The sequence below is a fragment of the Alcanivorax sp. S6407 genome, assembly GCF_023016115.1.
In the GTDB taxonomy this organism is placed as follows: Bacteria; Pseudomonadota; Gammaproteobacteria; order Pseudomonadales; family Alcanivoracaceae; genus Alcanivorax.
In genome coordinates this window covers 118,483-143,072 of sequence record NZ_JALKBH010000008.1, presented here as the reverse complement: position 1 = coordinate 143,072, position 24,590 = coordinate 118,483, and the positions used below count along the sequence as shown (strand labels likewise).

23 protein-coding genes are annotated in these 24,590 nt (G+C 59.2%); 5 read left to right on the top strand and 18 right to left on the bottom strand.

What is annotated here, in order from left to right; translation table 11 throughout:
* A partial coding sequence (locus MWU49_RS15885) for a transposase (RefSeq protein WP_246974207.1) occupies positions 1-120 on the top strand: 120 nt, incomplete at its 5' end.
* 67 nt (positions 121-187) lie between these two features.
* Here MWU49_RS15885 and sat read toward each other — a convergent pair.
* The 7 genes from sat to MWU49_RS15850 all read right to left on the bottom strand — a co-directional run bounded on the left by sat (position 188) and on the right by MWU49_RS15850 (position 7,718).
* Positions 188-1,393 carry a sulfate adenylyltransferase gene (gene sat / locus MWU49_RS15880; protein WP_246974201.1) on the bottom strand — a complete coding sequence of 402 codons (1,206 nt, stop codon included), beginning with the start codon at positions 1,391-1,393 and terminating at the stop codon, positions 188-190.
* A gap of 186 nt (positions 1,394-1,579) precedes the next feature.
* A complete protein-coding gene (locus tag MWU49_RS15875) occupies positions 1,580-2,638 on the bottom strand; it encodes a succinylglutamate desuccinylase/aspartoacylase family protein (protein ID WP_246974200.1) in 1,059 nt (352 codons plus the stop codon).
* A gap of 108 nt (positions 2,639-2,746) precedes the next feature.
* Positions 2,747-3,655 (bottom strand): 30S ribosomal protein S6--L-glutamate ligase, encoded by a 909-nt coding sequence (gene rimK, locus MWU49_RS15870; RefSeq protein WP_246974199.1) that lies wholly within the window; start codon positions 3,653-3,655, stop codon positions 2,747-2,749.
* A 66-nt stretch (positions 3,656-3,721) separates the two neighbouring features.
* Positions 3,722-4,156, bottom strand: a complete 435-nt coding sequence (locus tag MWU49_RS15865) for an ATP-dependent zinc protease (protein ID WP_246974197.1) — start codon at positions 4,154-4,156, stop codon at positions 3,722-3,724.
* On the bottom strand, positions 4,156-4,539 hold the full coding sequence (gene gloA, locus MWU49_RS15860) for a lactoylglutathione lyase (protein ID WP_246974195.1): 384 nt from the start codon (positions 4,537-4,539) through the stop codon (positions 4,156-4,158). Before gloA ends, MWU49_RS15865 begins: the two co-directional genes overlap by 1 nt.
* A 190-nt stretch (positions 4,540-4,729) precedes the next feature.
* Positions 4,730-6,118, bottom strand: a complete 1,389-nt coding sequence (locus MWU49_RS15855) for a serine/threonine protein kinase (protein ID WP_246974194.1) — start codon at positions 6,116-6,118, stop codon at positions 4,730-4,732.
* Positions 6,119-6,494: 376 nt separating this feature from the next.
* Complete coding sequence (locus MWU49_RS15850) at positions 6,495-7,718, bottom strand: argininosuccinate synthase (protein ID WP_246974193.1); 1,224 nt, start codon at positions 7,716-7,718, stop codon at positions 6,495-6,497.
* Positions 7,719-7,901: 183 nt separating this feature from the next.
* Here MWU49_RS15850 and rnt point away from each other — a divergent pair, with 183 nt between their 5' ends.
* Complete coding sequence (gene rnt / locus MWU49_RS15845; protein ID WP_246974191.1) at positions 7,902-8,570, top strand: ribonuclease T; 669 nt, start codon at positions 7,902-7,904, stop codon at positions 8,568-8,570.
* A 135-nt stretch (positions 8,571-8,705) separates the two neighbouring features.
* On the opposite strand, the gene MWU49_RS15840 is transcribed toward rnt, so the two are convergent.
* The 6 genes from MWU49_RS15840 to MWU49_RS15815 all read right to left on the bottom strand — a co-directional run bounded on the left by MWU49_RS15840 (position 8,706) and on the right by MWU49_RS15815 (position 14,032).
* Positions 8,706-9,308: a peroxiredoxin gene (locus MWU49_RS15840; RefSeq protein WP_246974189.1), complete on the bottom strand. Its 603-nt coding sequence runs from the start codon at positions 9,306-9,308 to the stop codon at positions 8,706-8,708.
* A 135-nt stretch (positions 9,309-9,443) separates the two neighbouring features.
* Positions 9,444-10,169 carry a PepSY-associated TM helix domain-containing protein gene (locus MWU49_RS15835; RefSeq protein ID WP_246974188.1) on the bottom strand — a complete coding sequence of 242 codons (726 nt, stop codon included), beginning with the start codon at positions 10,167-10,169 and terminating at the stop codon, positions 9,444-9,446.
* Between the two features lie 22 nt (positions 10,170-10,191).
* Positions 10,192-10,713 (bottom strand): FMN-binding protein, encoded by a 522-nt coding sequence (locus MWU49_RS15830; protein ID WP_246974206.1) that lies wholly within the window; start codon positions 10,711-10,713, stop codon positions 10,192-10,194.
* 9 nt (positions 10,714-10,722) lie between these two features.
* Positions 10,723-11,880 (bottom strand): porin, encoded by a 1,158-nt coding sequence (locus tag MWU49_RS15825; protein WP_246974186.1) that lies wholly within the window; start codon positions 11,878-11,880, stop codon positions 10,723-10,725.
* A 205-nt stretch (positions 11,881-12,085) separates the two neighbouring features.
* Complete coding sequence (gene grxD, locus MWU49_RS15820) at positions 12,086-12,409, bottom strand: Grx4 family monothiol glutaredoxin (protein WP_246974182.1); 324 nt, start codon at positions 12,407-12,409, stop codon at positions 12,086-12,088.
* A gap of 69 nt (positions 12,410-12,478) precedes the next feature.
* Positions 12,479-14,032 carry a hydantoinase B/oxoprolinase family protein gene (locus tag MWU49_RS15815; RefSeq protein ID WP_246974179.1) on the bottom strand — a complete coding sequence of 518 codons (1,554 nt, stop codon included), beginning with the start codon at positions 14,030-14,032 and terminating at the stop codon, positions 12,479-12,481.
* A gap of 215 nt (positions 14,033-14,247) precedes the next feature.
* On the opposite strand from MWU49_RS15815, the gene MWU49_RS15810 reads away from it, so the two are divergent.
* From MWU49_RS15810 to MWU49_RS15800, 3 genes are all read left to right on the top strand, one after another.
* The gene (locus tag MWU49_RS15810) at positions 14,248-15,432 is read left to right on the top strand and encodes an aspartate aminotransferase family protein (protein ID WP_246974178.1); all 1,185 of its coding nucleotides are present in this window, start codon (positions 14,248-14,250) and stop codon (positions 15,430-15,432) included.
* Positions 15,429-16,337 (top strand): ornithine carbamoyltransferase, encoded by a 909-nt coding sequence (gene argF, locus MWU49_RS15805; protein WP_246974177.1) that lies wholly within the window; start codon positions 15,429-15,431, stop codon positions 16,335-16,337. The genes MWU49_RS15810 and argF overlap by 4 nt, the downstream gene beginning before the upstream one ends.
* Positions 16,338-16,422: 85 nt before the next feature.
* Positions 16,423-17,478: an ABC transporter ATP-binding protein gene (locus MWU49_RS15800; RefSeq protein ID WP_246974176.1), complete on the top strand. Its 1,056-nt coding sequence runs from the start codon at positions 16,423-16,425 to the stop codon at positions 17,476-17,478.
* 151 nt (positions 17,479-17,629) lie between these two features.
* On the opposite strand, the gene MWU49_RS15795 is transcribed toward MWU49_RS15800, so the two are convergent.
* The 5 genes from MWU49_RS15795 to MWU49_RS15775 form a co-directional block, all read right to left on the bottom strand.
* Positions 17,630-18,733, bottom strand: coding sequence for a GGDEF domain-containing protein (locus MWU49_RS15795; RefSeq protein ID WP_246974175.1), 1,104 nt, complete (start codon positions 18,731-18,733; stop codon positions 17,630-17,632).
* Positions 18,730-19,833 (bottom strand): GGDEF domain-containing protein, encoded by a 1,104-nt coding sequence (locus tag MWU49_RS15790; protein WP_246974174.1) that lies wholly within the window; start codon positions 19,831-19,833, stop codon positions 18,730-18,732. Before MWU49_RS15790 ends, MWU49_RS15795 begins: the two co-directional genes overlap by 4 nt.
* Positions 19,834-20,038: 205 nt before the next feature.
* Positions 20,039-21,517 (bottom strand): glycerol kinase GlpK, encoded by a 1,479-nt coding sequence (gene glpK / locus MWU49_RS15785; protein ID WP_246974173.1) that lies wholly within the window; start codon positions 21,515-21,517, stop codon positions 20,039-20,041.
* Between the two features lie 215 nt (positions 21,518-21,732).
* Positions 21,733-23,349 (bottom strand): ATP-binding protein, encoded by a 1,617-nt coding sequence (locus tag MWU49_RS15780; protein ID WP_246974170.1) that lies wholly within the window; start codon positions 23,347-23,349, stop codon positions 21,733-21,735.
* A 36-nt stretch (positions 23,350-23,385) separates the two neighbouring features.
* Entirely contained in the window at positions 23,386-24,108 is a 723-nt protein-coding gene (locus MWU49_RS15775; protein WP_035231354.1) for a response regulator, read from the bottom strand.
* Positions 24,109-24,590: the final 482 nt, after the last annotated feature.

Here is a 24,590-nt window from a genome sequence, read left to right as displayed (position 1 = left end):
AGTGTCCTGGAAGGGGTAAACAACAAGATCAAGGTCATCAAGCGAATGGCTTATGGATACCGGGATAGCGACTACTTCTTCCTGAAGATCAAAGCCGCTTTTCCCGGAAATCCGCGATGAACCAAAAAAAAGCCTCTGAAAGAGGCTTTTTTTGTTGGCGCTTGAGCGCAGAAGCGCCCAGGGCAGATTACTTGCCGGCGTCCAGCGCCTGGTAGTAATCCATCAGGATCTGTGCCACTTCCGGACGAGAGAATTCCGGCGGCGGGGCAATCCCCTGACCGAGCATCTCACGCACCTTGGTGCCGGACAGCAGAACGAAGTCGTCCTTGGTGTGATCCGGTACATCGCGCATCATCACCACGCGATCCAGCTTCTTGGAATAGGCGGTGTGGTCAGCTTCGAAGATCTTGATCTCCAGAGCACCGGCCGGCACTTTGTCCTGGAAGATGGTCTGAGCGTCGAAGGCACCGTAGTAATCGCCCACGCCAGCATGGTCACGACCCACGATCAGGTGAGTACAACCACAGTTCTGACGGAATACCGCGTGCAGTACCGCTTCACGGGGGCCGGCGTAGAGCATGTCGAAGCCGTAACCGGTGATCATCACGGTATTGGGCGGGAAGTACACTTCCACCATTTTGCGGATAGAGGCATCACGCACGTCAGCCGGGATATCACCGGCTTTCAGTTTACCCAGCAGCATGTGAATCAGGATACCGTCAGCGTTGAGGGCTTCCTGGGCCATGCGACACAGTTCTTCGTGGGCACGGTGCATGGGGTTACGGGTCTGGAAGGCCACCACATTGCTCCAGCCGCGCTCCACAAACTCATTGCGGATAGACACCGCAGTACGGAAGGTATCCGGGAAGTCGTCGGCAAAGTAGGAGTAGTTCAGGACCTGGATATCACCGGACACGATGAAGTTGCCCGCGGCCAGGAAGTTGGCCACACCCGGGTGTTGCTTGTCGGTGGTGGCAAATACCTGTTCGGCCACGGCTTCCAGTTCGGCGTCAGAGGCTTCTTCGATAGCGGCCACATCCATCACCGCAATCACCGGCTCGCCTTCCACATTGGGGTCACGCAGGGCGATGCGCTTGGCACCTTGAATGGCGCTGACATCCTTGAGCATGTTGACGATCGGCACCGGCCAGAACAGGCCATTGGCGGTGGTCATGTTGTCCGCCACGGACAACATGTCTGCCTTGTTCATGTAGCCGCTCAGCGGGGTGAAATAACCGGCAGCCATCATCACCGCATTGGCGGCAGCGGCCGAGCTGATCACTACCGAAGGCAGGGACTCAGCTTCTTTTTGCAGGGCAACGCGCGCGTCTTCATCGGCGACGTACAGGGGGGTTAGTGCGTCCGCACCATGCGGCTTGACCAAAGCGACCATCTATTCACTCCAAATGCTCTATCAACGGGGTGTCCATTTCGCGGCGGAGTATAGCAAAGGATAAGCGTCAGGTCGGCCCGGCAATCAGGCATAAGGGAAGAACAAACAAGCATAAGGAGATATGCCACTCGAGCAATCAGGACGGACTTTCCTGATTGCTCAGGGCAGGCACGCGGCCGCAATCAATCAAACAATTGGCGGTTGTCCCGCCAGGGTGGGGCCTTCCTCGATATCGTGGGTAAACTCTTCCAGTGACTGGGCCACTTCGCTGACCTCCTCGAAGCGGGCAATGTGATACAGGGCCTCACCTTCATTCACCAATGGCAGGTTGTTGCGCCCCACCAGGATGCCCGCAGCGGGGGCATGGATGTCCACATCCTCGCCACCAAAGGGGCTGGATATGCGGCCAATCAGGTCGCCCTTCTTGATCCAGGCGCCCAGCGCCACCAGGGACAGGAAGACCCCGTCTCGCTCGGCCCGCACCCAGCTGGAGGAGCGGGCGATATAGGGCTCGGCCGGCGCCTTGGTGCGACGTGAACCCGTCATACCCAGGTGCTGCATCACATTGAGCACCCCTTTTACCCCGGCACGAATGCAGGATTCCTCAAAGCGAAGGGCTTCGCCCGCTTCATAGGTAATCACCGGGATCCCCTGGGCCTCGGCCACTTCCCGCAGGGTACCCTCCCCCAGTACCGAGTTGATCACCACCGGCACGCCAAAGGCATTCGCCATGGCGGCAGTGTCGTCATTGGAGAGGTCTGCACGGATCTGCGGCAGGTTGGCGCGGTGAATGGCGCCGGTGTGCAGGTCTACGGCATGGGTAGCGCGATCCAGCACCTGGCTCTTGAACTGCCACGCCATGCGCGCGCCCAGGCTGCCGGTTTCCGAACCCGGAAAACAGCGGTTCAGATCACGGCGATCGGGCAGGTAGCGGGTCTTGTGAATGAAGCCGAATACGTTCACCACCGGCACTGCCAGCAAGGTACCCGTCAGGTTCTTCAATGCGGAATGACGCAGCAACCGGCGAATAATCTCCACCCCGTTGAGCTCATCCCCATGAATCGCCGCACTGACCATCAGCACCGGGCCTGGCTTGCGGCCATGGATCACATGAATCGGCACATTCAGCGGCGTCTGCGTATAAAGCTGAGCCAACGGCAATTCTACCTTCGCCCGCGTCCCCGGCTGAACAGTAATGCCATCAATCTCAAAAGGCGCGTTCTTCGGCTCTTTAGTATTTTTCATTGTCCCGAAACCACCAGCTCATCCCACCGCCTGCCCTTGGCACCATAGCGCCCACTCCAGCAGGGTTTTCGCTATTAACTATTCACTATTAACTGTTAACTGCCTTTGTCACCCCTTGGAGCCTTTGGTCTGCGTCCGATAGGGGCGAGCATCCTTTTCGATAAACTGGATCACCATGCCAGCCACATCCTTGTTGGTGGCCTGCTCGATGCCTTCCAGTCCCGGAGAAGAGTTCACTTCCATTACCACCGGACCGTGGTTGGAACGCAGAATATCCACACCAGCCACGTTCAGTCCCATGATGCGTGCCGCACGCACCGCAGTGGCCCGCTCTTCCGGGGTAATGCGAATCAGGCTGGCACTGCCGCCTCGATGCAGGTTGGAACGGAATTCGCCGGGGGCGGCCTGGCGCTTCATGGCCGCAATCACCTTGCCGCCCACCACGAAACAGCGGATATCCGCACCGCCGGCTTCCTTGATGTATTCCTGCACCATCACCGACACATTCAGCCCCATGAAGGCTTCAATCACCGATTCTGCCGCCTTGCGGGTTTCCGCCAGCACCACGCCGATGCCCTGGGTACCTTCCAGCATCTTGATCACCAGGGGCGCACCGCGAACCATGTTGATCAGGTCAGGAATGTCATCCGGGGAGTGGGCAAAACCGGTAATTGGCAGGCCCACGCCCTTGCGGGAGAGCAGCTGCAGGGAGCGCAGCTTGTCCCGGGAGCGGGAAATCGCCACGGATTCATTCACCGGGAACACGCCCATCATTTCAAACTGACGCACTACCGCCGTGCCGTACTGGGTAATGGAGGCACCGATCCGCGGAATCACCGCATCAAAGCCTTCCAGCACTTCGCCCTTGTAGTGAATCTCGGGTTTGTGCGCCACCATGCTCATGTAGCAACGCAGGGTATCGATGACATGCATTTCATGACCGGCAGCCTCACCGGCCTCCACCAGGCGACGGGTGGAATAGAGTCGCTTGTTTCTCGAAAGGATCGCAATTTTCATGGCAGCACTTGTCTGTTTGGGTTAACTGTCTAAATAAACGTAAAAAGAAGTCGCAGGCAAGGCGGCTTACGGGTTATCCCGGTCACCGCCCAGCAGGAAGGATTCTGTCGGCTCCACCACGATTTCGGTCATCGCAGTGCGTCCGAGCAGCATCCGGAATTTCATGTTTTCCCGGTCGGTCAGGGTAATTTCAATGGACCAGCGGCGACCGCCGAGATCAATACTGGTGAGAATCACCGGGCGTTCTTCCTTGTGGCCGCCGGAATCGGTTACCACGCGGCGGTCGAGCACTGGCGCTTCACACACAATCACCTGGGGCTGATCCTGGATAGGGTGCAGGGAAAAGCGCACCCACTCGCGACCATCACGCTCGAAGCTTTCCACTTCGAAGGCATGAATGGCCGAGGTTCGCGCCCCGGTATCCACCTTCATCTTGATGGCATCAATGCCCAGTTCGGGCAGGCTGGCCCATTCGCGCCACCCTACAACCACTTTGCCCATCAGTCGCGTCCCAGCAGTTCAATCTTGTAGCCATCCGGATCTTCCACGAAAGCCAGCACCGTGGTGCCGTGTTTCATGGGCCCGGGTTCACGGGTGATCTTGCCACCCCGCTCGCGAATACGTTCACAAGCAGCGTACACGTCATCCACGGCCAGTGCGACATGGCCATAGCCCGTACCGAGATCGTAGCAAGACTGATCCCAGTTGCAGGTCAGCTCCAGCACCGCACCTTCAGATTCAGGCTGATAGCCCACGAACACATTGGTGAAGCGCCCTTCCGGGTATTCCCTGCGGCGGATTTCGTGCATGCCCAGTACGTCGGTATAGAACGCCACAGAGGCGTCGAGATCTCCGACACGCAACATGGTATGAAGGATTCGCATGATTTGCAGGCTCCTGACAACGGTGAAAATGCACAGGCAAGGGTAGCGCCTGCCGTGTCAGGGCGAAGTGTGGTGGCAGAAGGCGGAATTGACAACAAAAAATGCCCGGCGCCTGACGCCAAACGCCCGATGCAGTATCGGAGCCTTTGAATTGATGCGTCAGGCGTCGGGCTTCAGGCGTCTAGCGTTTTTACGGCAAGAACAGAGATCCCTGCTGTTCCACCCATACCTCTGGCACGCGGCCTTCGCGGATGCGTTGCGGGTGATCGCCCACATCTACCCGCGCCACTTCCTGGCCGCTGGCATAGTTGAAGACCGACATCTGGTCGGTGCCGCTCCAGGACACGTAGCAATGCTCGCCATCCTTGCTGGTGGTCACCCAGTAGGGCTTTTCACCCACGCCTTTCTTGAGAGTGAATTCAAAGGTCTCCCGATCCACCAGGGCCACGTAGTCACTCATGGTACCGGCCACACACAGGGTCTGGTTATCGGCACTCATGGCGATGCCATGATGCGCGGAGTCATTCACGTACAGCTCCCGTGGCAAGCCATTGGTGAGGTCCGGCAGCTCGGCAAGGCGCAGCACCTTTTCCTCTTCCATGTCGTATTCGATAAAGCCGTGCAGGAAGGATAGCTGGAAATAGAAGTAGCGGTAATCGCTGGTGTGGGCCATGGGCCGCACTGCGGTACTGAGATCGCCATAGCCCGCTGCTTCCAGATCCGCAGCCAGATCCAGCTTCTTGATGATCTCCATGCTGTCGGCGTCCACCACCTGGAAGATCCGCTCGCCCTTGGTGGCATCCAGCAGATTCTGGCCCAGCAGGGTGTCCGTCAGGTCACCAATCAACTCGCTATCCAGCGGCGTATACACGGTACCGATGCTGGCGTGATAGATACGCTCGCCGTCTTCGGAATAAATGTTTTCATGGGGCGAATCACCGGATGGAAAGCGCTTGAGCTCCAGGCCCGTCTCCACATCCAGAATATGGACCACATTGCCCGTAGACGCCGACACAGCGACCTGAGTGCCGTCCGGCGAAATCGCCATATGATCGGAGCGGTAACCATCCACTTCGAACCGCCACTCGACCTCACCCGTCTCGATATCAATACCCACCACATCCGCATAGCTGGGACGCGAGACAATCAGCAGACGGCCGTCGTTGCTGCTGTACATGTCATCCACGTACTGGTGATTCCCCTCCCCAATGAGCAGACGAATCCCCTGGAAGAACAGCAGGTCCTCCGGATTGCTGGCAATGGCCGCCTCCCGCTCCTGCTGGTCCGGAATCCCGTTGATTCGGCCAAGGCGGGTGTAGGTATCCCGATCCACCACATCGACCATACCTTCCCAGTTATTGCCCACGAAGATCACATCACGGGCTCGGGCGGCCGGCTCCGGCAGCTCCGGGGTCTGGGCTTCTTCCGCCACATTCGCCACCGGTTCGTCATCACTGGCAGCACTACTGGCAGGCACCGGCGCACTGCTGCCACCCCCTCCCCCACAGGCAGCCAGGGCAAGAGTCAGAGCGGAAGCCAGAAGTGAACGGCGAAAAATCAACGACGCGGAAACGGTCATGGTCAGTATCCTCCCAATGGAAAGGGTGTTGTTATTCTGAGGACACCAGCCTAATTAAGACCATGGTACAAATTAAATAAGGTTTACTTGTCGATATGTAACATTGAACGCTGCATGCACCACGCAACAGGCAACACGCGCAAACCCGGAAGCGAAATACAGAACACTGAGTCCACCAAGATAGAAAACAAGGCAGGACCCTGTCCGAGAGAGACTGTGGGAGCTTGCCTGCAAGCGAATCGACCCCTAGACGCCCCTCCCTTCGCGTGCAAGCACGCTCCCACAATGCAGCCGCAGAGCGGCAAAAAAAACCGCCGCGACCTTTCGGTGGCGACGGTTTTCCGTGTTGCATGCTGCGTGATGCGTGCAGCGTCTCTTAAACCAACTTTCGACCATTCTTGGCGGCGATGCGCAGGCGCAGGGCGTTCAGCTTGATAAAGCCCTCTGCGTCTTTCTGGTCATAGGCACCGGCATCGTCTTCAAAGGTGGCGATGGAGGCATCGAACAGGCTGTCGTTTTCGGAACGACGGCCCACCACGGTGACGCTGCCCTTGTAGAGTTTCAGGCGCACTTCGCCATTCACGTGCTGTTGGGTCTCATCGATGAGCTTCTGCAGGGCCAGACGCTCCGGGCTCCACCAGTAGCCGTTGTACACCAGCTCGGCATACTTGGGCATCACGGAATCCTTCAGGTGCGCAGACTCGCGATCCAGAGTCAGGGACTCGATGGCACGGTGTGCCGGCAGCATGATGGTGCCACCCGGGGTTTCGTAACAGCCACGGGACTTCATGCCCACGTAGCGGTTTTCCACGATATCCAGACGGCCGATACCGTTATCGCCACCCAGCTTGTTCAGCTTGGTCAGCACTTCGGCCGGGCTCAGGCGCTCGCCGTCGATGGAAACGATGTCGCCCTTCTCGAAGCCGAGGGTAATGTAGGTGGGCTTGTCCGGGGCCGCTTCCGGGCTCACGCTCCAGCGCCACATGTCTTCTTCCGCTTCCCACCACGGATCTTCCAGATTGCCGCCTTCATAGGAGATGTGCAGCAGGTTGGCATCCATGGAGTACGGGGATTTCTTCTTCTTGTTGGTGAAATCCACCGGAATCTTGCGCTCTTCGCAGTAGGCCATGAGCTTTTCGCGGGAATTCAGATCCCACTCACGCCAGGGGGCGATTACCTGGATGCCGGGAGCCAGCGCGTAGGCGCCCAGCTCGAAACGTACCTGGTCGTTACCTTTGCCGGTGGCACCGTGGGAAATGGCATCAGCGCCGGTTTCCTGGGCGATTTCCACCAGACGCTTGGCGATCAGCGGCCGGGCAATTGAAGTACCCAGCAGGTACTCGCCTTCGTAGATGGTGTTGGCGCGGAACATGGGGTACACGTAGTCGCGCACGAATTCTTCGCGCAGGTCTTCAATGTAGATCTCCTTCACGCCCATGGCCTCTGCCTTGGCACGTGCCGGCTCCACTTCTTCACCCTGACCGATATCCGCGGTGAAGGTCACCACTTCACAGTCATAGGTATCCTGCAGCCATTTAACGATAACTGAGGTATCCAGGCCGCCGGAATATGCCAGCACTACCTTGTTGATCTTGGACATGAAAAGACTCCGCAATTGGGTTGCCTGCAGCGCATGGGCAGGCCTCCCGGTGAATCGAGGGGGCGTATTGTACCTGCACGGCTGTCGCCTCGTCACCTGTCACCACCGCCGGGATTCCGGTAGCATAGCGACTCCCGGCTGCCGGAGCGGCCAGATCGGGGCATTTTCTCTGTTGGAGTCATCATGAGCGATCAGCACCCCAGCCTTGCGCTGCGGTTTCGGGGGTTTCTGCCGGTAGTTATCGACGTGGAAACCGGGGGATTCAATGCCAGTACCGATGCCTTGCTGGAAGTCGCCGCCGTCCTGATTGATATGGACGCCCAGGGCTACCTGCGCCCTTCTACCCGCATCCAGTTCCATGTGGACCCGTTCCCCGGGGCCAACCTGGAGCAAGCTGCGCTGGATTTCACCGGTATTGACCCACATAACCCGCTGCGCGGTGCCGTGTCTGAAGAAACCGCCCTCAAGGGCGTTTTCGAGCCGGTGCGCAAGGCAGTGAAAAAGCATGGCTGCAACCGTGCCGTACTGGTGGGCCACAACAGCTTCTTTGATCAGGGTTTCATGAATGCCGCCGCAGACCGCGCCGACATCAAGCGCAACCCGTTCCACCCTTTCTCCAGTTTTGATACCGCCACCATGGCCGGGCTGGTGTACGGCCAGACCGTACTGGCCAAGGCCTGTGAAGCCGCTGGCATCCGTTTCAGCCAGCGCGAAGCCCACTCGGCCCTGTACGATGCCACCCGCACCGCCGAACTGTTCTGCTCCATGGTCAATCGCTTCCGCGACCTGGGCGGCTGGCCCCCCCCGCCCCCCGGCGAAATGCCGCCGACCCTGGCCAAGGCGCTGGATTAATTGTACGCCTGACGCCTGACGCCGCGCATTGTTTTGACCTGGGTTCCAGCGTCAAGCATCTGGCGTCAGGCCTCCAGCGAGCAGGCACAAAAAAAGGGCCGCTAAAGAGCGGCCCTTTTTTTGTGCCTGCGATTCTTACAGCTTGTCTGCATTACCAGACAGGTACTCGGCAACACCTTCCGGAGAAGCGTTCATGCCGGAATCGCCTTTCTGCCAGCCCGCCGGGCACACTTCACCGTGCTCTTCGTGGAACTGCAGGGCATCAACCAGACGCAGCAGCTCATCCATGTTACGACCCAGCGGCAGATCGTTAACGATCTGGCTGCGCACAACACCGTTGTTGTCGATCAGGAAAGCGCCACGGAAAGCCACGCCGCCTTCGGATTCCACATCGTAAGCCTGACAAATGTTGTGAGCCATGTCGGCAGCCAGGGTGTATTTCACCGGGCCGATACCGCCTTCGTTCACCGGGGTGTTACGCCAGGCATTGTGGGTGAAGTGGCTGTCGATGGACACACCGATCACTTCCACGCCACGAGCCTTGAACTCGTCCATGCGGTGATCCAGAGCGATCAGCTCGGACGGGCACACGAAGGTGAAATCCAGCGGGTAGAAGAATACCAGGCCGTATTTGCCCTTGATGGCTTCGGACAGGGTGAATTCGTCAACGATGCTGCCATCGCCCAGTACAGCAGGAACAGTGAAATCCGGTGCGGGCTTACCAACCAGAACAGCCATGTTTATCTCCTTGTATGAGGGGGTAAAGCCGGGGACGTCACGTCCCGCGAAAACTGAGCTCTATCATGGGGATTCCGGCGCGCCATGCAACCGGCTTTGTCCCGGAATCCGTCCGAGTGCTCAACTATTGGCCAATCAACGCCGGGTTCGGCTCCAGATCACCGTCCCGGTGATCGCCAGGATAGTGAGCACCAGCGCGGCGAAATCCATTACCAGCTGCCCGGCGAGACCGGCAATCCGGCCGGCGTGCAGATCCAGCAACAGGCGCTGCCAGTTCAGCGACGGCGGCACACTCTGGCTGATCAGCGCCTGCTTCATCTGCTTTGGCAGGGGCCGAGCATCAACCGGTTGCCAGTTCCCCTGGTAAGGACCGGTCATCAACTGGTCCACATCAAAACGGAGCCTCTCGGCACCAGTATCGAGAATCAGTCCCTGATCATCACTGCCAAGATGCTCAAACGCCGGCAGGCCGTAGGCCTTGCCGATCCGCTCCACCAGTTGGCCACTGTCGTCCAGCAACATCAGCTCATGGCCACAACCAACAATCAGCAGCCCATTCTGCTGCGCCACCCCTTGCAAGGGCGGAGGGCAATGGAGGGTATCAGTGCCATTGATATACAGGCGTTCGTCCAGCTCGGCATACCACTGCCCATCCAGCGAATAGCCTTTCACATCCTTGGGTACCGGGGCGCCATACCAGCGCGCCAGCCAGGGCGACATGGGCTTGCTGGACCAACCAAGGGATTCGATATGATTGAGCATGACGCCGGTTATCGACAGCACCAGCACCGGCAGTGCCACCGCCAGCCCCAGCCAGCGATGCCACTGACGCCACTGACGGGTAGGTTTTCTTGCAGCCATCCAGCCCCCTGAAATCGGCGAATTATTCTGTTGGCAGCTGGCTGTCGAGCCACAGGGCGAGCTTTGCAGCACGCTGCAGGGCATTCACCGAGAGGGTGGCTCCGGTAATATTGTCGATATCCCGGTCCAGCTTGCCTTTATCCAGCGTGGCCTGGTCAAACTGACGGGTAAAGAAGGGGTGGCGAACTTCCCAGCCCCGGGATTCCCGATAGATCAGCACACGCAGTGCGGCAAGTTTACCGTCTTTGACGCTGATACCAAGGGTAATGGGGTGATCCCGGCCGATCACATTGATCACCCAGGACGATTTCCGGTCAGCCTGCCAGTAACGCTGACGAAAGCCGGGGTCTTCGCCGGACAGGGCCTCAGCGTCTTTACGCTGGGCTTCGTCCAGCCACAACATGGACGGAGATGGCACCGTTTCATACTGTTCGGCGAGATAATCCGGCACCGACAGATAGACATCCTCTGCCTGCGCCACAGCGGAAAAACACAACATCAGGGTGAGCGAAGCCCACCCTGCTGCTTTGACGAACACGCGCATCAACAAGGCTTAGAAGCTCCAGCCAATGCCCAGGTTGACGGTGTCCTTGGCTTTGTCGTCATCCAGCGGGTTCTTGTAGTTCACGTTCTGAACGTCCGCCTTCACCACTACCTGCGGCACGATCCAGTAGTTCACACCGTAGGTGGAGATCATCTGCTCGCTGGTGTCATTGCCGCCTTCGGCCACCAGGTTGATGTTCTCGTAACGACCAAAGAAGCCCAGCTTGTCGGTCAGCTTGTAGGACAGCTCGTACAGCTCGCCTTCCTGACGGTCAGCACCGGTGCCTTCGAAGCCGTTGAAATCCCAACGGGCCTTCTGCACGGTGGCAGTCACCCCGGCAATGGAGTAACGGGCGTGTGCTTCCACCAGGCGACCGCTGACTTCTTCCAGGCCAACACGATCCGGGTCATCCTGGTTCACGTCCTGCTGGTACTGGATGCTGGAAGCCAGATCCAGGCCAGGAATGCCCACATAGCGGACACGGCCGGTAGCTGCACCAGTGTTCGCAGGCGCTTCCGCCACCTTCTGGCGACCACTACGCACGCTGGTGCCGTCATCCATGAACAGGCCGGAATGCAGGGCCACGTCGTAGGTCAGGCCTGCGCCCAGGTCCTGGCTGAACATGGCACCCGCTTCCCACCAGGTGGCCGGAATAATGTTTTTCTCCAGAGAGTTGCGCTCTACACCGTAGAACGTATCCGGTTCATGGGTCTCATTGATGATACCCACCGGGATCAGGAACTGACCCATTTTCAGCTTGGTGTTGGCAGAGGTATCGACTTCGATGTAAGCCTGCTCCAGCTCTACTTCACCGGGCTTGCCGTCGCCAGACAGGCTGTGCTCGATCTCGATCTCGGAAAAGAAGCGCACGGAATCGGTGAAGTCATAACCGACAAACAGCACGAAACGGTGAGCGTCAATCTGATCATTGGACTGCTTGCCACCGAACTCGGGATCCTGGTTGTAGTGGTTGTAGTGGATCTCACCGTAACCCCCCAGGCTGACCTTGTTGAACGGGTTGGACGCCCCACCCTGTTCCTGTTTCAGCGATTCGATTTCCTGCGCCAGGATGTCGATCTGCTTCTGCAGATCCTCAGTAGACTGAGCCGCCTGGGCAGCGAAAGGTACAGCGGAAATGGCCATGGCCAGAACAGTGCGCTTGAACATGTGTCTTCCTTCCCAAAAGTTTCAAGTTGAGCAATTTCAATGGCGCGAAATGTACTGCAAAAACAAATGGGATTGAAACTAATTCTTAATACGATTTTGATAGTGATCACTAAAAAACCCGGCATGTGCCGGGTTTTTTAGTGTGAATGCAATTCGAACAAAAACGTAAAAAATGATACGGATTGCACTCAGTCAACCATGAACCTTATTCAGCCTCTTCAGAGGCCTCTTCCACCATCGTTTTCAGCTGTCCGGCGCGGTACATGTCCATGATGATGTCACAGCCGCCCACCAGCTCACCCTTCACCCACAGCTGCGGGTAAGTCGGCCAGTTGGCATATTCCTTCAGGGTCTGGCGGATTTCCGGGGCTTCCAGAATGTTCACGTACGCAAACGGCTTGCCCACGGCAGTCATGGCTTCCACCACCTGGGCAGAAAAACCGCACTGCGGGAACTGCGGGGTCCCCTTCATGTAGAGAATGACGGCGTTACTGCCGATCTGGTCTTTGATGACCTCTAAAACATCCATTACTTCACCTGTATCACGTTAAATGCCGTTGCGTGCGCCAGCATCTGGCGCCAGATCGGAGACATTGTATCACTGCTGCCCCCCATAACCGCCACCTCCGGGTGAGGCAATCCTCAACCGGTTACCCTTGCTGGCCTGCCCTTCGTATTTGGGGGGCAAAGGCGCATTGTTCAAGTGGTTCTCCCCGGCAGCACCTGGCTGCCCGCCCCGCAGCCCCCAGGGACGGTGCTGGCGCCTTTCGGTAAGCAGGGTAAAACTGGCCGGCCCAAGGAACTCCAGTTCACGGACAATCCCGTCACCACCACGATGCAGCCCTGCTCCACCGCTGCCGCGACGAATACCGTAGTGCAGCACCCGCAACGGATAGTGCGATTCCAGACTTTCGATGGGGGTATTCAGGGTATTGGTCATATGGGTATGCACTGCCGACAACCCCGCTCCACCGGCGTGGGCTCCGGCACCACCGGCCATGGTTTCGTAGTAATCCCAGCCCTGCTCCCCACCAGCGCCCATGGCCACATTGTTCATGGTGCCCTGACTGGCTGCGGGAATGGCCTCGGGGGCAGCCTGGGCCAGTGCGCCAAGCACCACATCCACCACCCGCGAACTGGTCTCCACATTGCCTGCGGCCACCGCGGCCGGGCGCCGTGCATTGAGCAACGAGCCTTGCGGGGCACTCAGTCTGATGGGCCGGAACAACCCGTCGCAGGCGGGAACGTCATCATCCATCAGGCAACGGAAACAGTAATAGGCCGCAGCCGCCGCCACCGACAAGGGACAGTTGATATTGCCAGCCACCTGATCAGCCGTGCCAGCAAAATCCAGCGACGCGCTATCACCCTCAATGGTCAGGGTGACCGCAATGACAATGTCCCGCTGCCCCTGACCGTCATCGTCCATCACATCGTCAAACTGATAGATCCCGTCCGGCAGCGCCGCGATACGGGCCCGGGCACGCTTTTCGCCATAGGCATTGAGGGCAGCAAACGCTGCTTCAAGATCATCCTGCTGGCCGGCCAGTTCCGCCAGCCGCCGCGCCCCCGCCTCACAGGCACTGGCTTGTGCAGCAAAATCCCCAAAGCGCAGGTTGTCCATGGGTAACACAGCCTCTTCGGCATGCTCATCCAGCCCGGCCAGCCGCAAACACAGAGGCAGCTGCCACTGCCCGGCCTGCTTCAGCAAAGTCGGCGCGATCACCAGCCCTTCCTGCTCAAGGTGGGTAGATATCGGCATGGAGCCGGGGCTGTGAGCGCCGATGTTGGCATGGTGGGCCCGGGTCACGGCGAAGCCAATCAGTGCATTGCCGTGAAACACCGGCGCCACCACCGTCACGTCCGGCAGGTGGGTGCCGCCCAGGTAGGGGTCATTCACCACCAGCAGGTCACCTCTGGCCCAGCTCCGGTCACTGACCAGATCCGCCATTGCATAAGCCATGGAGCCCAGATGCACCGGAATATGTGCCGCCTGGGCACACAACCGCCCCTGCGCATCAAAAATCGCACAGGAGAAATCCAGCCGGTCCTTGATATTGGGCGAAAGGGCACTGAGCCGCAGCACCGCCCCCATCTCGTCACAGATACCGGACAGGCGATTGGCGAAAATACTGAGCTGGATGGGATTCATAAGGGCAATGAACAGTGAACAGTTAATAGTTAACAGCTAAAAAAGCAGTGACAAAATCAGGCCGGGCCCAGCCTACCCTTATTCGCTGTTCACTGTTAACTATTAACTGTTCACTAAAATGTGCGCTATCATCGGCGGTTCCCGGCAGCCCATAGCTGCCGTTTTTTGTTTCAGTACCGCTGAAACAGACAAATTCGCATCAACGAGTCTGGGTAATGAGTCAGCAATATTTGATTCCCACCTACGCACGGCAGCCTGTGGCGTTTGTGCGCGGTGAAGGGGTGTGGCTGTTCGATGAGAACGGTGACAAGTACATGGATGCCATTTCCGGTATCGCGGTATGCAATCTGGGGCACTGCCATCCGGCGGTGAGCCGTACCCTGGCCGAACAGGCCGGGCAACTGATGCATACCTCCAACCTGTACCGCATTCCTGCCCAGGAAGCGCTGGCTCAGCGCCTGTGCGAGATCAGCGGCATGCAGAGCGCGTTTTTCTCCAACTCCGGCGCGGAAGCCAACGAGGCCGCCATCAAGATCGCGCGCCTGTTCGGCAACCGCAAGGGAGTCGCCAAACCCACCGTGCTGGTAATGGAAGGCAGCTTCCACGGACGCACCATGGCCACCCTGTCTGCCACCGGCAACAGCAAGGTTCAGGAAGGGTTTACCCCGCTGGTGGAAGGCTTCATCCGGGTGCCCTTCAATGACGTGGATGCCATAGCCGCCCACGCCGGCAACCCGGATGTGGTCGCCATCCTGGCCGAACCCGTACAAGGCGAAGGCGGTATCAACATTCCCGATCCGGGCTATCTGCAAGCCCTGCGTCAGCTGTGCGATCAGCACGACTGGCTGCTGATGCTGGACGAAATCCAGACCGGTAATGGCCGTACCGGGCACTATTTTGCCTGCATGGGCGAAAGCGTTGTGCCCGACGTGCTGACCACCGCCAAGGGGCTCGGCAATGGCTTCCCCATCGGTGCCTGCCTGGTCGCCGGCAAGGCCCAGGGCGTCTTCGGCCCCGGCACCCACGGCAGCACCTACGGCGGCAACCCGCTGGGCTGCGCCACCTCTCTCACCGTGGTCAATACCCTGGCCAACGAGGTTGTCGCTGGCGTGAGCGCCAAGGGCGAACAGCTCAAGGCGGCGTTCCAGCAGGCACTGGGCGATGTGGCAATGGTGACTGAGGTTCGCCAGAAAGGCCTGATGATCGGCATCCAGCTGGATCGTCCCTGCGGCGAGCTGGTCAACAGCGCCCGGGAAGCCGGCCTGCTGATCAATGTCACCGCCGGTTCCGTGGTCCGCCTGCTGCCACCGCTGGTGATCTCCGACGCCGAAATGCAAACCCTGGTGGACCAGTTGTCCGCCGTTATCCGCTCCTTTGCCAATGCACAGGAGGTCGCATGAGCCGGCATTTCCTGACTCTCAATGACCTGACACCGGACGAGCTGGGCTACCTGATCCAGCGCGCCATCGAACTGAAGACCATGCTGCGCAATGGCCAGAGCCACGAGCCCCTGAAGGGCAAGACGCTGGGCATGATTTTCGAGAAGTCCTCCACCCGCACCCGGGTCTCCTTCGAAGTGGCCATGACCCAGTTCGGCGGCGCCAGCATCTTCCTGTCGCCCCGTGATACCCAGCTGGGCCGCGGCGAGCCCATCGAGGATTCCGCCCGGGTACTGTCACGCATGGTGGATGCGGTAATGATCCGCACCTTTGACCATGCCACCGTGGAAACCTTTGCCGCCCATTCCTCCGTGCCGGTGATCAATGCCCTCACCGATGACTTCCACCCCTGCCAGCTGCTGGCTGACATGCAGACCTACGTGGAGCATCGCGGCAGCATCCAGGGCAAGAAAGTGGTATGGGTGGGCGACGGCAACAACATGTGCGCCAGCTACATGAATGCCGCCAAACAGTTCGACTTTGATCTGGTGATCAGCTGCCCGAATGGCTTCTCGCCTGACGAGGATCTGCTCAGCCGCTGCACCGATCACGTTACCATCGAACCGGATGTCCGCGCCGCCGTGAAGGATGCCCATCTGGTCGTCACCGATGTGTGGGCCTCCATGGGCCAGGAAGACGAACAACAGGCTCGCATGAGCGCCTTTGAAGGCTATCAGGTGACACCCGAGCTGATGGATCTTGCTGATCCCGAAGCCCTGTTCATGCACTGCCTGCCCGCCCACCGCGGCGAGGAAGTCAGCCATGAAATGATGGACGACCCCCGTGCCGTGGTCTGGGATGAAGCGGAAAACCGCCTCCATGCCCAGAAGGCCCTGCTCGAGTTCCTGCTCACCGGGCAGCATTGATGGTAACGCCGCACGCAACACGCAACACGCATCACGCGGCTCCCTCTTCGAGCCGCGTGCATGGTGAAGCCTGGAGCGCGGGATCATGAAAACGCCGCTGCTGAATATTGAAAATCTGGCCTGTGGTTATCATCAGCAGGCCGTGGTGAAGGACCTCAGCCTGTCCCTGGCGGCAGGAGAAATCGCTTGCCTGCTGGGCCCCAGTGGCTGCGGCAAGACCACTACCCTGCGCGCCATCGCCGGACTGGAGCCGGTCACCGGTGGCAGCATTCGCATTCAGGACCGGCTGGTGTCCTCCGCCAGCCAGCAGATCCCGCCAGAACAACGTGGACTGGGGATGGTGTTTCAGGAACACGCCCTGTTCCCGCATTTGACCGTGGCCGACAACGTGGCCTTCGGCCTGCGCAAGCTGTCCAGCGATGAGAAGACCAGACGCGTCAGCGAGTGTCTGGCAAGAGTGCGCCTGGAAGGGATGGAACAGCGCTATCCCCACGAGCTATCCGGCGGCCAGCAACAGCGTGTTGCCCTGGCCCGGGCGCTGGCCCCCCGCCCCACCCTGCTGCTGCTCGACGAACCCTTTGCCAGCCTTGATCTGGATCTGCGCCGACAGCTGGCCCGGGAGCTGGGCGATATCCTGCGCGAGGAAAACGTCACCACCCTGATGGTCACCCATGACCAGGAAGAAGCGTTTGCGCTTGCCGACCGGGTCGGCGTGATGCAGGCCGGCAAGCTGGAACAGTGGGACACGCCTTATAACATCTACCATGCCCCGGCGAATCGTTTCGTTGCGGAATTTGCCGGCTACGGCGCCTTCCTGCGTGGCGAAGTCACCGACCAGCACAGCGTCAAGACCAGCCTGGGCGAACTCACCGGCCGCCACCAGGACAACCTCACCCCTGGCGCCACCGTGGATGTGCTGTTGCGCCCCGAGGACATCGTCGCCGACGAAACCGCCCCCCTGGCCCTGCCGGTCACCCGCCGTCAGTTCACCGGCGCCAGCATCCTCTACCACCTGCGCGTCAGCGCCTCGGAAACCCTGCTCTGCCAGACCGATAGCCACACCAACGTACTGGAAGGCGACACGCTGCATGTGAGGTTGGGGACCAAGCATCTGGTTTCCTTTGCAGTGAACAGTGAATAGTTAACAGTGAACAGCGCGCGGCAAGCGTGTTTTGATCCTTGAAACGCAAGAGGCCGCGCCCAATACATGGGCGCGGCCTCTTCGCTATCAGTCACCACCGCGCTACGCACGCGCAACTATTCACTGTTAACTGTTAACTATTCACTGCCCTTCAAGCGACCCTGCTCTGATCCCGCCCCTCACTCTTGGCCTTGTACAGGCCCTGGTCGGCGCGGTTGAGGACGTCGTCGATGGATTCCTTGTCGGAGTAGGCGGCGACACCCACTGACAGGCTGACAGAGGCCGGGCCGCCTTCCTGGGAGAACGCTTCTTCCCGCCAGCGCTTGCGCAAGCGCTCTGCCACCAGCAAGGCCCCTTCCTCGGTACTCTGCGGCAGAATCAGCAGGAACTCCTCTCCGCCTAGACGGCCGAAGTAGTCGCCATCGCGCATGTCCGAAAGCACCACCTGAGAAAAACGTCGCAGGACCCGGTCGCCCCATTCATGTCCGAAGCGGTCGTTGATCTGCTTGAAGTGATCAAGATCCACATAACAGACAGAGAACGGCACCCGCTTGCGGTCCGCCAGCGCTTTCTGGCGCTCCAGAATCTCCAGCAGGTGGCGACGATTGAACAGCCCGGTCAGGTCATCGCGAATGGCCATTTCCCGCACCTGTTCAAGGCCTTTGGCAAGCTCCCGGTTCTTGTCGGCAAGATTGTTTTTCAGCCGGTAGATTCCGCCACCAGTGATCGCAAAGCTGATGGAAATCATGGTGAATACCAGCCACTGCAACGCCTCCACAGAAACGCTCAGCTGCACCCCACGATCATCCACCGCCAGCCACAACATCGCCGCATAGGCGGCACTGGAGAGCAATGCCACACCGATCATCACCTTGCCACTGAGCTGAAAGGACACCAGCAACAGCACCGCAAAAAACAGCGTGACCACGCTGAGTCGGAAAGCATCCACGTAATAGCCAGACACCACGAAGACGGCAATGCAGTACACGATCAATGGCAGGGACAGTGAGGGATCACGAAAACGCAGGGTCAGGCCGCTGGCCATCAGCAGCAGGTAACCGGCCATGGACACCCAGACACCGATCAGCAGTGCAGCACCCCACTGCGGGGAAATCAGGAAATCCCCCATGCGGTAGTACACCAGACACAGCAGTGTGTGCATGGCCATGATTGCCACTGCCGCGCGACCATGACGCTTGAGCAGGCGGGTCTCGTTGACGGTCAGGTTTTCCGCCTGGCGCAGCTCGCTGTTCATGACCTAGCCTCCAGCACCAGCTTGTCCCGGCCGGTTTCCTTGGCACGGTACAAGGCCGCATCAGCCCGTCTGATCACCTGCGCCGGATTTTCTCCCGGGGCCAGCATAGCCAGCCCGGCCGACAGGGTGACGGTCAGATCAGGAGCTTCGGCAAAACGCTGGCTGCGCATACCCATGAGAATCCCCTCCACCAGATGGCGAGCCTCCTGCTCATCACTGACCGGCAACACCAGCATGAATTCTTCCCCCCCCAGCCGTGCTGCGAAATCCTGACCACTGAGATGACGACTAACCACTTCGGCGAAGCGCTGCAGCACCATATCCCCCATACCATGACCATACTGGTCATTGATGCGCTTGAAGAAATCCAGATCCGCATACGCTACCGCCAGAGAAAAGGCGCCACGGGCAGACTGGCTGCAGGCCTTGCCCAGCAACTCCATGGCGTGTCGGCGACGGTAAAAGCCGGTCAGCTCGTCCTTGACGGCCATGTCATGGATCCGCTCGACCACGTCGGCAAGCTGGGCATTACGCCTGCCCAACAGAGTACGAATGTTGGAAATTTCTGCTGCCAACAGTGTCACGCCCAGAACCATCACGGAAAACAGGGCCCACTGAATCCACTCACCCTGCACATCCACCACTTCTGGCCAGTAGATCCAGACGATGCCCAGCACAATGGCGTAGCCGAGCACACAATACACAGCCAGGAAAATGAACTGCCTCAGTGAGGCCTGCAACACCCCTAGCTGGACGATGGCAAAGAAGATCAACATGACACACAGCCGCGCCTGATCCACCACCGCTGCAGTGACCAGCAACCCGGTTGTGGACCACACCATCAATGGCAGGATCATTGCCGGCTCGGCAAGGCGACGATTCAGCCCCAGCACCATAAAGGTCACGAACAGGGCATGGCCAGCCCAGATAATCGAAAACAGGGAAATGAAGAGTGCATCACCGCCGCGGAAGAAATCCAGCTGAAGGGCGATCCAGCACAGCAGGGTGTGAGCACTGCCACCCATGACGATGGCAAACAGTACACGGCGGACGCGTTGTGACTGCAGGGTTGCCGGATGCAGGGATAAAGAATGATCCATTCGGGTACCTGATGTTGCGCAGCCAGCCCACCCTTACCAAGGCCGCGCATTGATGACCATTTAGTATTATTGTTACGTCCACATTAATACTAATTACGTATTGCGTCACAGTTTTGCCGTCGACCCAAACACACCGCCCATCGCCAAATGAGCCCGCTTTCGCGCGGCAAGCCACTGAATTCATGACCAAAATCGGCCAGTACGTTTACTCCTGGCGCACTCTGGCCACCGCATCCCGCCACCCGGCATAGCGGCGCTGACGATCTTCTTCCCCCAAAGCCGGAGTGAACTCACGCTCGCAGCGCCACTGCCCGGCAATGGCCTCCAGCGATGGATACATTCCACAACCCAAGCCGGCCAGATAGGCTGCGCCAAGGGCAGTGGTTTCGGTGACTACCGGCCGGTCCACACAGACACCCAACACATCGGCCAGGGTCTGGCTCAACCAGTTGTTCACCACCATGCCGCCATCCACCCGCAGGGTGGTCGGACGGGTACCGCAATCCGCCGCCATGGCATCCAGCAGATCCCGCGACTGGTAACACACCGCTTCAAGGCCCGCAGTCACCACCTCGGCAATGCCGGTATCCCGGGTCAGACCCAGCAATGCCCCGCGGGCATGGGGGTCCCACCACGGGGCACCCAGACCAGTAAACGCCGGCACAAGATAGACACCGCCCGCCGATCCGACCCGGCGTGCCAGGGCCTCGGTTTCGCTGGCATCAGAAATCAGCTTGAGGCCATCGCGCAGCCACTGGATCGCCGCCCCGGCCACAAAGATGGAGCCTTCCAGCGCATAGGTAGTCTTGCCGTTGAGTCGATAGCCCACAGTAGTGAGCAGGCGATTTTCGGACACCACGGCGTCACCGGTATTCATCACCATGAAACAGCCAGTGCCGTAAGTGCTTTTCACCATCCCCGGAGAGAAACAGGCCTGTCCCACCAGCGCCGCCTGCTGGTCACCGGCAATGCCACACACCGGCACCGCCGCCCCCAGCAGCTCCGGGCAGGTCTTGCCAAAGTCACCGGCACTGTCACGTACTTGCGGCAGTACACTGGCAGGCACCTTGAACAGATCCAGCAACTCTTCATCCCACTGCTGGGTATGGATATTGAACAACAGGGTGCGCGAAGCGTTGGTGGCATCGGTGGCATGCACCTTGCCGCGGGTCAGCTGCCACAGCAGCCAGCTATCGATAGTGCCGAAAGCCAGTTCCCCGGCTTCGGCCCGCTGGCGAGCGCCAGGGGTATTGTCCAGTAACCAGGCCAATTTGGTGGCAGAAAAATAAGGATCCAGCAGCAGACCGGTTCGCTCCCGCACCAGGTCTTCGTGGCCGGCTTCGCGCAAGGCCTTACAGGTGGCTGCGGTACGACGGTCCTGCCAGACGATGGCACGGGCCAGCGGATCACCGGTCTTCCGGTCCCACAGCACCGTGGTTTCACGCTGGTTGGTAATACCGATGGCCGCCAGCTGCTGCGCTTCAATATGGGCATTGCGCAATGCTTCGCGACACAGGGTCAGGGTATCGTTCCAGATCTCCTTGGCGTCATGCTCCACCCAGCCATCCTGGGGAAAATGCTGGCCGAATTCTTTCTGCGCCTGCCCTACCGCCTTGCCATCGCCATCAAACACGATGGCCCGCGAACTGGTAGTACCCTGATCGATGGAGAGAATGTATGACATGACTTGGCTTCCCTGTTATCGGTATTGGCGGGATCGGACAAATACGTCCCGGCGGTATCGGGGGCGCGCATTTTACCCGAACGCCCCAAGGCAGATTGCACCATAACGGACAATTAGATGGACAATTCAAGCCGGATGCAGGATGCATGACGCCCGACGCAGCAAACCGGAAGCTTTTGGCGTCCGGCGTCAGGCATCAGGCGTCGTGCGTAAATTCAGTTCACCCGTCCCAGCACATGCTGCCCCTGCTGGACCGCAGGCAAAGTGACAGTAAAGCGGGCGCCGCCTTCCGGGCTTTCTTCCACCACGATGTCACCACCGTGCCAGTCCACGATCCGTTTGACGATGGACAGTCCGAGACCATAGCCACCACTGGCGCGGTGACGACTCTTGTCCAGTCGGGCGAAGGGTTTGAATACACGCTCACGCTCGTGCTCGGGAATACCTGGGCCGTCATCATCCACATGGATCACTACCCGGTCGGCATCGGTATCGATACGCATGACAATGGAAGACGCCGCGTAACGCAGCGCGTTAGTGACCAGATTCTGCAGCACCCGATGCAGGTAGCGCTCTTCCGCTTCCACCTCCAGCGCAGCAGCATCACTCTCCACCGAAATGCGGGTGACACCACGAATGGTTTCCATCTCATCGCGCAGCTGGTCGCACAGGTCGGTCACGTTGACCGGTTTGAATTCGATATTGGGGGTGCCCTGTTCCAGGCGGGCATAGGTGAGAATCTCATCAATCAGCTGATCCAGCTGCTCGATGTCATGATCCAGGGCATTGAGCTTTTCCCGACGCAGGTCCGCTGACTCGATATCCGCCAGCATTTCCAGCCCGAACCGCAGGCGCGCCACCGGGGTGCGCAGCTCATGGCTTACCGCCCGGGTCATCTCCCGCTGCGACTCGATCAGCCGCCGAATGTGCGCCGTCATGCCATTGAAGGTGGCCGCCACCTGGCCGATAGCATCACTGCCCTCGATATTGGCATAGGCGCCCAGATCCCCGGAGCCCAGCTGGCTTACCGCCCGGTCCAGCTGCTTGAGCCGCCGCTGCAGGGGGCTGACCTGCAGATAGGTAGCCAACGCCACCGCCAGCAGACTCAGCACACCCGCCACCAGTAACAGTTCAATCGGGAACTGATCGAACAGGGTCAGTGGACCGATCACCAACAACATGCCGGTCTGCGCCACAGGGGCGTAGATACGAATGCTGGAATCACTGCGGGTGCTGTCATCCAGGGCAATCACCACCTCGCGGCGGTTGAGCCGCTGCTCCTGCTCGGCATCCAGCTCCAGGGCGTCCCGGTCCACCATGGCCAAGTCATAGCCGAAGAATTGCTGCAGCCCGGCCAGCGCCGTCTGCCATTGTTCTTCCGGGAAGTGGGAAAGATGGTTGAGGATCAAGACCGCAGTAGCCCGGGCCTGCTGCTCGGACACCTTGGTCATGCGGGTGACAATGAAGGCATCTTCGCCGGGCAGCTGGAAGAGGATATCGGCAAAACCCTCACTATCATTGAGGCGCATTACCACCAGGCCTTCACTCAGGTGCAGCGCTTCCCGATAACCGAGGTTAAGCTCCGCCGAATCCTTGAGTTCAATGGTGGCACCGAACAGCTGGGTAAGCACCTTGCTCCAGCGCTCGCGCTCCGCCGGCTCATAGCGCTGGTAGCCCTCTGCCATCAGGTAGAAGGTACCGCGCGCCATTTCTTCCCGGTAGATATCGGACCGATACTGATTGACCAGCTGCACGGAGGCATAGGTGATGGCACCGATAAAGCACAGCGCCAACAGCAGCCCGCCGTAGAGCCGCACAAAGATACTATTCAAAGGTCACCCGACCCTGCGTCACAGCGCGGCAAGCGATCAGGCCGCGCCGATTTCCTTGACGAACAAATAGCCCTTGGAGCGCACCGTCTTGATACGCTTCGGGTTCTCCGGATCATCGCCCACCTTGGGACGAATACGGGAAATCCGCACGTCGATGGAGCGATCCTGCCCATCGTACTGGATGCCGCGCAATTTCTCGAAAATGGTCTCGCGAGAAAGCACCGTGCCGGCATTGGAAGCCAGCAGCCAGAGCAGATCGTATTCTGCGCTGGTCAGGTCCACCGACTCTCCGGCCAGGGTCACTTCCCGGGCGGAGTTGTCGATCACCAGCGCACCAAATTCCAGCCGTGCCGGCGAGTTGTCGCGCTCGTTGTCGGTTTCTACCCGGCGCAGCAGCGCACGAATCCGTGCCAGCAGCACCCGGGGTTTTACCGGTTTGGCGACATAATCATCCGCGCCCATTTCCAGACCCAGCACCTGATCCATGTCATCGGTGCGGGCGGTGAGCATCAGGATAGGGTTCTTGTAGGCACTACGTACTTCGCGGCATACCGTCAGGCCATCGGCGCCCGGCAGCATGAGGTCCAGCACCACCAGATCCGGCTGTTCGGCCCGAATGCGACGAATCGCTTCCTCACCATCGCTGACGACAGTGACATCGAGACCGTTGGCTTGCAGATATTCACAGGTGAGATCGGCAAGACGTTCATCATCTTCCACGATCATGATGGCTGGCGGGTTATCCTGCACCGTTGTCATCCCGTCCTTATCCTTATCGATTTGTATCGTTATTGTCGTTTCCTGTCAGGACCAACCCGGTCACTGTCAAAAACGTATCCCTATCGCACGTTTATACGCATACGCACAGCCCACGGCAACCTTGTAAACGTCGCACTTCTGTTCGAACGGTATTCATACCCCAATTTTGGCGTTGACAAACACAAGATCTAGTGCCGCCCTGCACAAGGACAGTGCCCGCAAAATGCACTCACATCGCTCCACAAGTTATCCACAAAATTTCCCCAGGCGAAGTGCTTGCAAAACGAGGGGAGCAACTATAACTTGTACTGATCCTGATCGGCGACCCCAACATATTGGGTTTTCACAAGGCCGCCGACCCCCAATCGCAAGACCAACAATAACGGGAAAAAGTGCCCGCCGATCAGCAATTTAGCGGCAACAAGGCACTCAGGGAAGGGGAAAGCGTCATGGAAAAGACACAATATATAGTGGTCCACCAT

Bases quoted from the DNA above. Each gene is read 5' to 3' on its own strand.
- MWU49_RS15825 (WP_246974186.1), bottom strand. From the start codon at position 11,880: ATGTTCAAGCGCACTGTTCTGGCCATGGCCATTTCCGCTGTACCTTTC.
- MWU49_RS15815 (WP_246974179.1), bottom strand. From the start codon at position 14,032: ATGAATCCCATCCAGCTCAGTATTTTCGCCAATCGCCTGTCCGGTATC.
- MWU49_RS15790 (WP_246974174.1), bottom strand. From the start codon at position 19,833: ATGGATCATTCTTTATCCCTGCATCCGGCAACCCTGCAGTCACAACGC.
- rimK (WP_246974199.1), bottom strand. From the start codon at position 3,655: ATGAAAATTGCGATCCTTTCGAGAAACAAGCGACTCTATTCCACCCGT.
- MWU49_RS15810 (WP_246974178.1), top strand. From the start codon at position 14,248: ATGAGTCAGCAATATTTGATTCCCACCTACGCACGGCAGCCTGTGGCG.
- MWU49_RS15855 (WP_246974194.1), bottom strand. From the start codon at position 6,118: ATGACCGTTTCCGCGTCGTTGATTTTTCGCCGTTCACTTCTGGCTTCC.
- gloA (WP_246974195.1), bottom strand. From the start codon at position 4,539: ATGCGAATCCTTCATACCATGTTGCGTGTCGGAGATCTCGACGCCTCT.
- rnt (WP_246974191.1), top strand. From the start codon at position 7,902: ATGAGCGATCAGCACCCCAGCCTTGCGCTGCGGTTTCGGGGGTTTCTG.
- MWU49_RS15795 (WP_246974175.1), bottom strand. From the start codon at position 18,733: ATGAACAGCGAGCTGCGCCAGGCGGAAAACCTGACCGTCAACGAGACC.
- MWU49_RS15835 (WP_246974188.1), bottom strand. From the start codon at position 10,169: ATGGCTGCAAGAAAACCTACCCGTCAGTGGCGTCAGTGGCATCGCTGG.
- MWU49_RS15875 (WP_246974200.1), bottom strand. From the start codon at position 2,638: ATGAAAAATACTAAAGAGCCGAAGAACGCGCCTTTTGAGATTGATGGC.
- MWU49_RS15830 (WP_246974206.1), bottom strand. From the start codon at position 10,713: ATGCGCGTGTTCGTCAAAGCAGCAGGGTGGGCTTCGCTCACCCTGATG.
- MWU49_RS15850 (WP_246974193.1), bottom strand. From the start codon at position 7,718: ATGTCCAAGATCAACAAGGTAGTGCTGGCATATTCCGGCGGCCTGGAT.
- glpK (WP_246974173.1), bottom strand. From the start codon at position 21,517: ATGTCATACATTCTCTCCATCGATCAGGGTACTACCAGTTCGCGGGCC.
- argF (WP_246974177.1), top strand. From the start codon at position 15,429: ATGAGCCGGCATTTCCTGACTCTCAATGACCTGACACCGGACGAGCTG.
- MWU49_RS15865 (WP_246974197.1), bottom strand. From the start codon at position 4,156: ATGGGCAAAGTGGTTGTAGGGTGGCGCGAATGGGCCAGCCTGCCCGAA.
- MWU49_RS15800 (WP_246974176.1), top strand. From the start codon at position 16,423: ATGAAAACGCCGCTGCTGAATATTGAAAATCTGGCCTGTGGTTATCAT.
- MWU49_RS15840 (WP_246974189.1), bottom strand. From the start codon at position 9,308: ATGGCTGTTCTGGTTGGTAAGCCCGCACCGGATTTCACTGTTCCTGCT.
- sat (WP_246974201.1), bottom strand. From the start codon at position 1,393: ATGGTCGCTTTGGTCAAGCCGCATGGTGCGGACGCACTAACCCCCCTG.
- grxD (WP_246974182.1), bottom strand. From the start codon at position 12,409: ATGGATGTTTTAGAGGTCATCAAAGACCAGATCGGCAGTAACGCCGTC.
- MWU49_RS15775 (WP_035231354.1), bottom strand. From the start codon at position 24,108: ATGACAACGGTGCAGGATAACCCGCCAGCCATCATGATCGTGGAAGAT.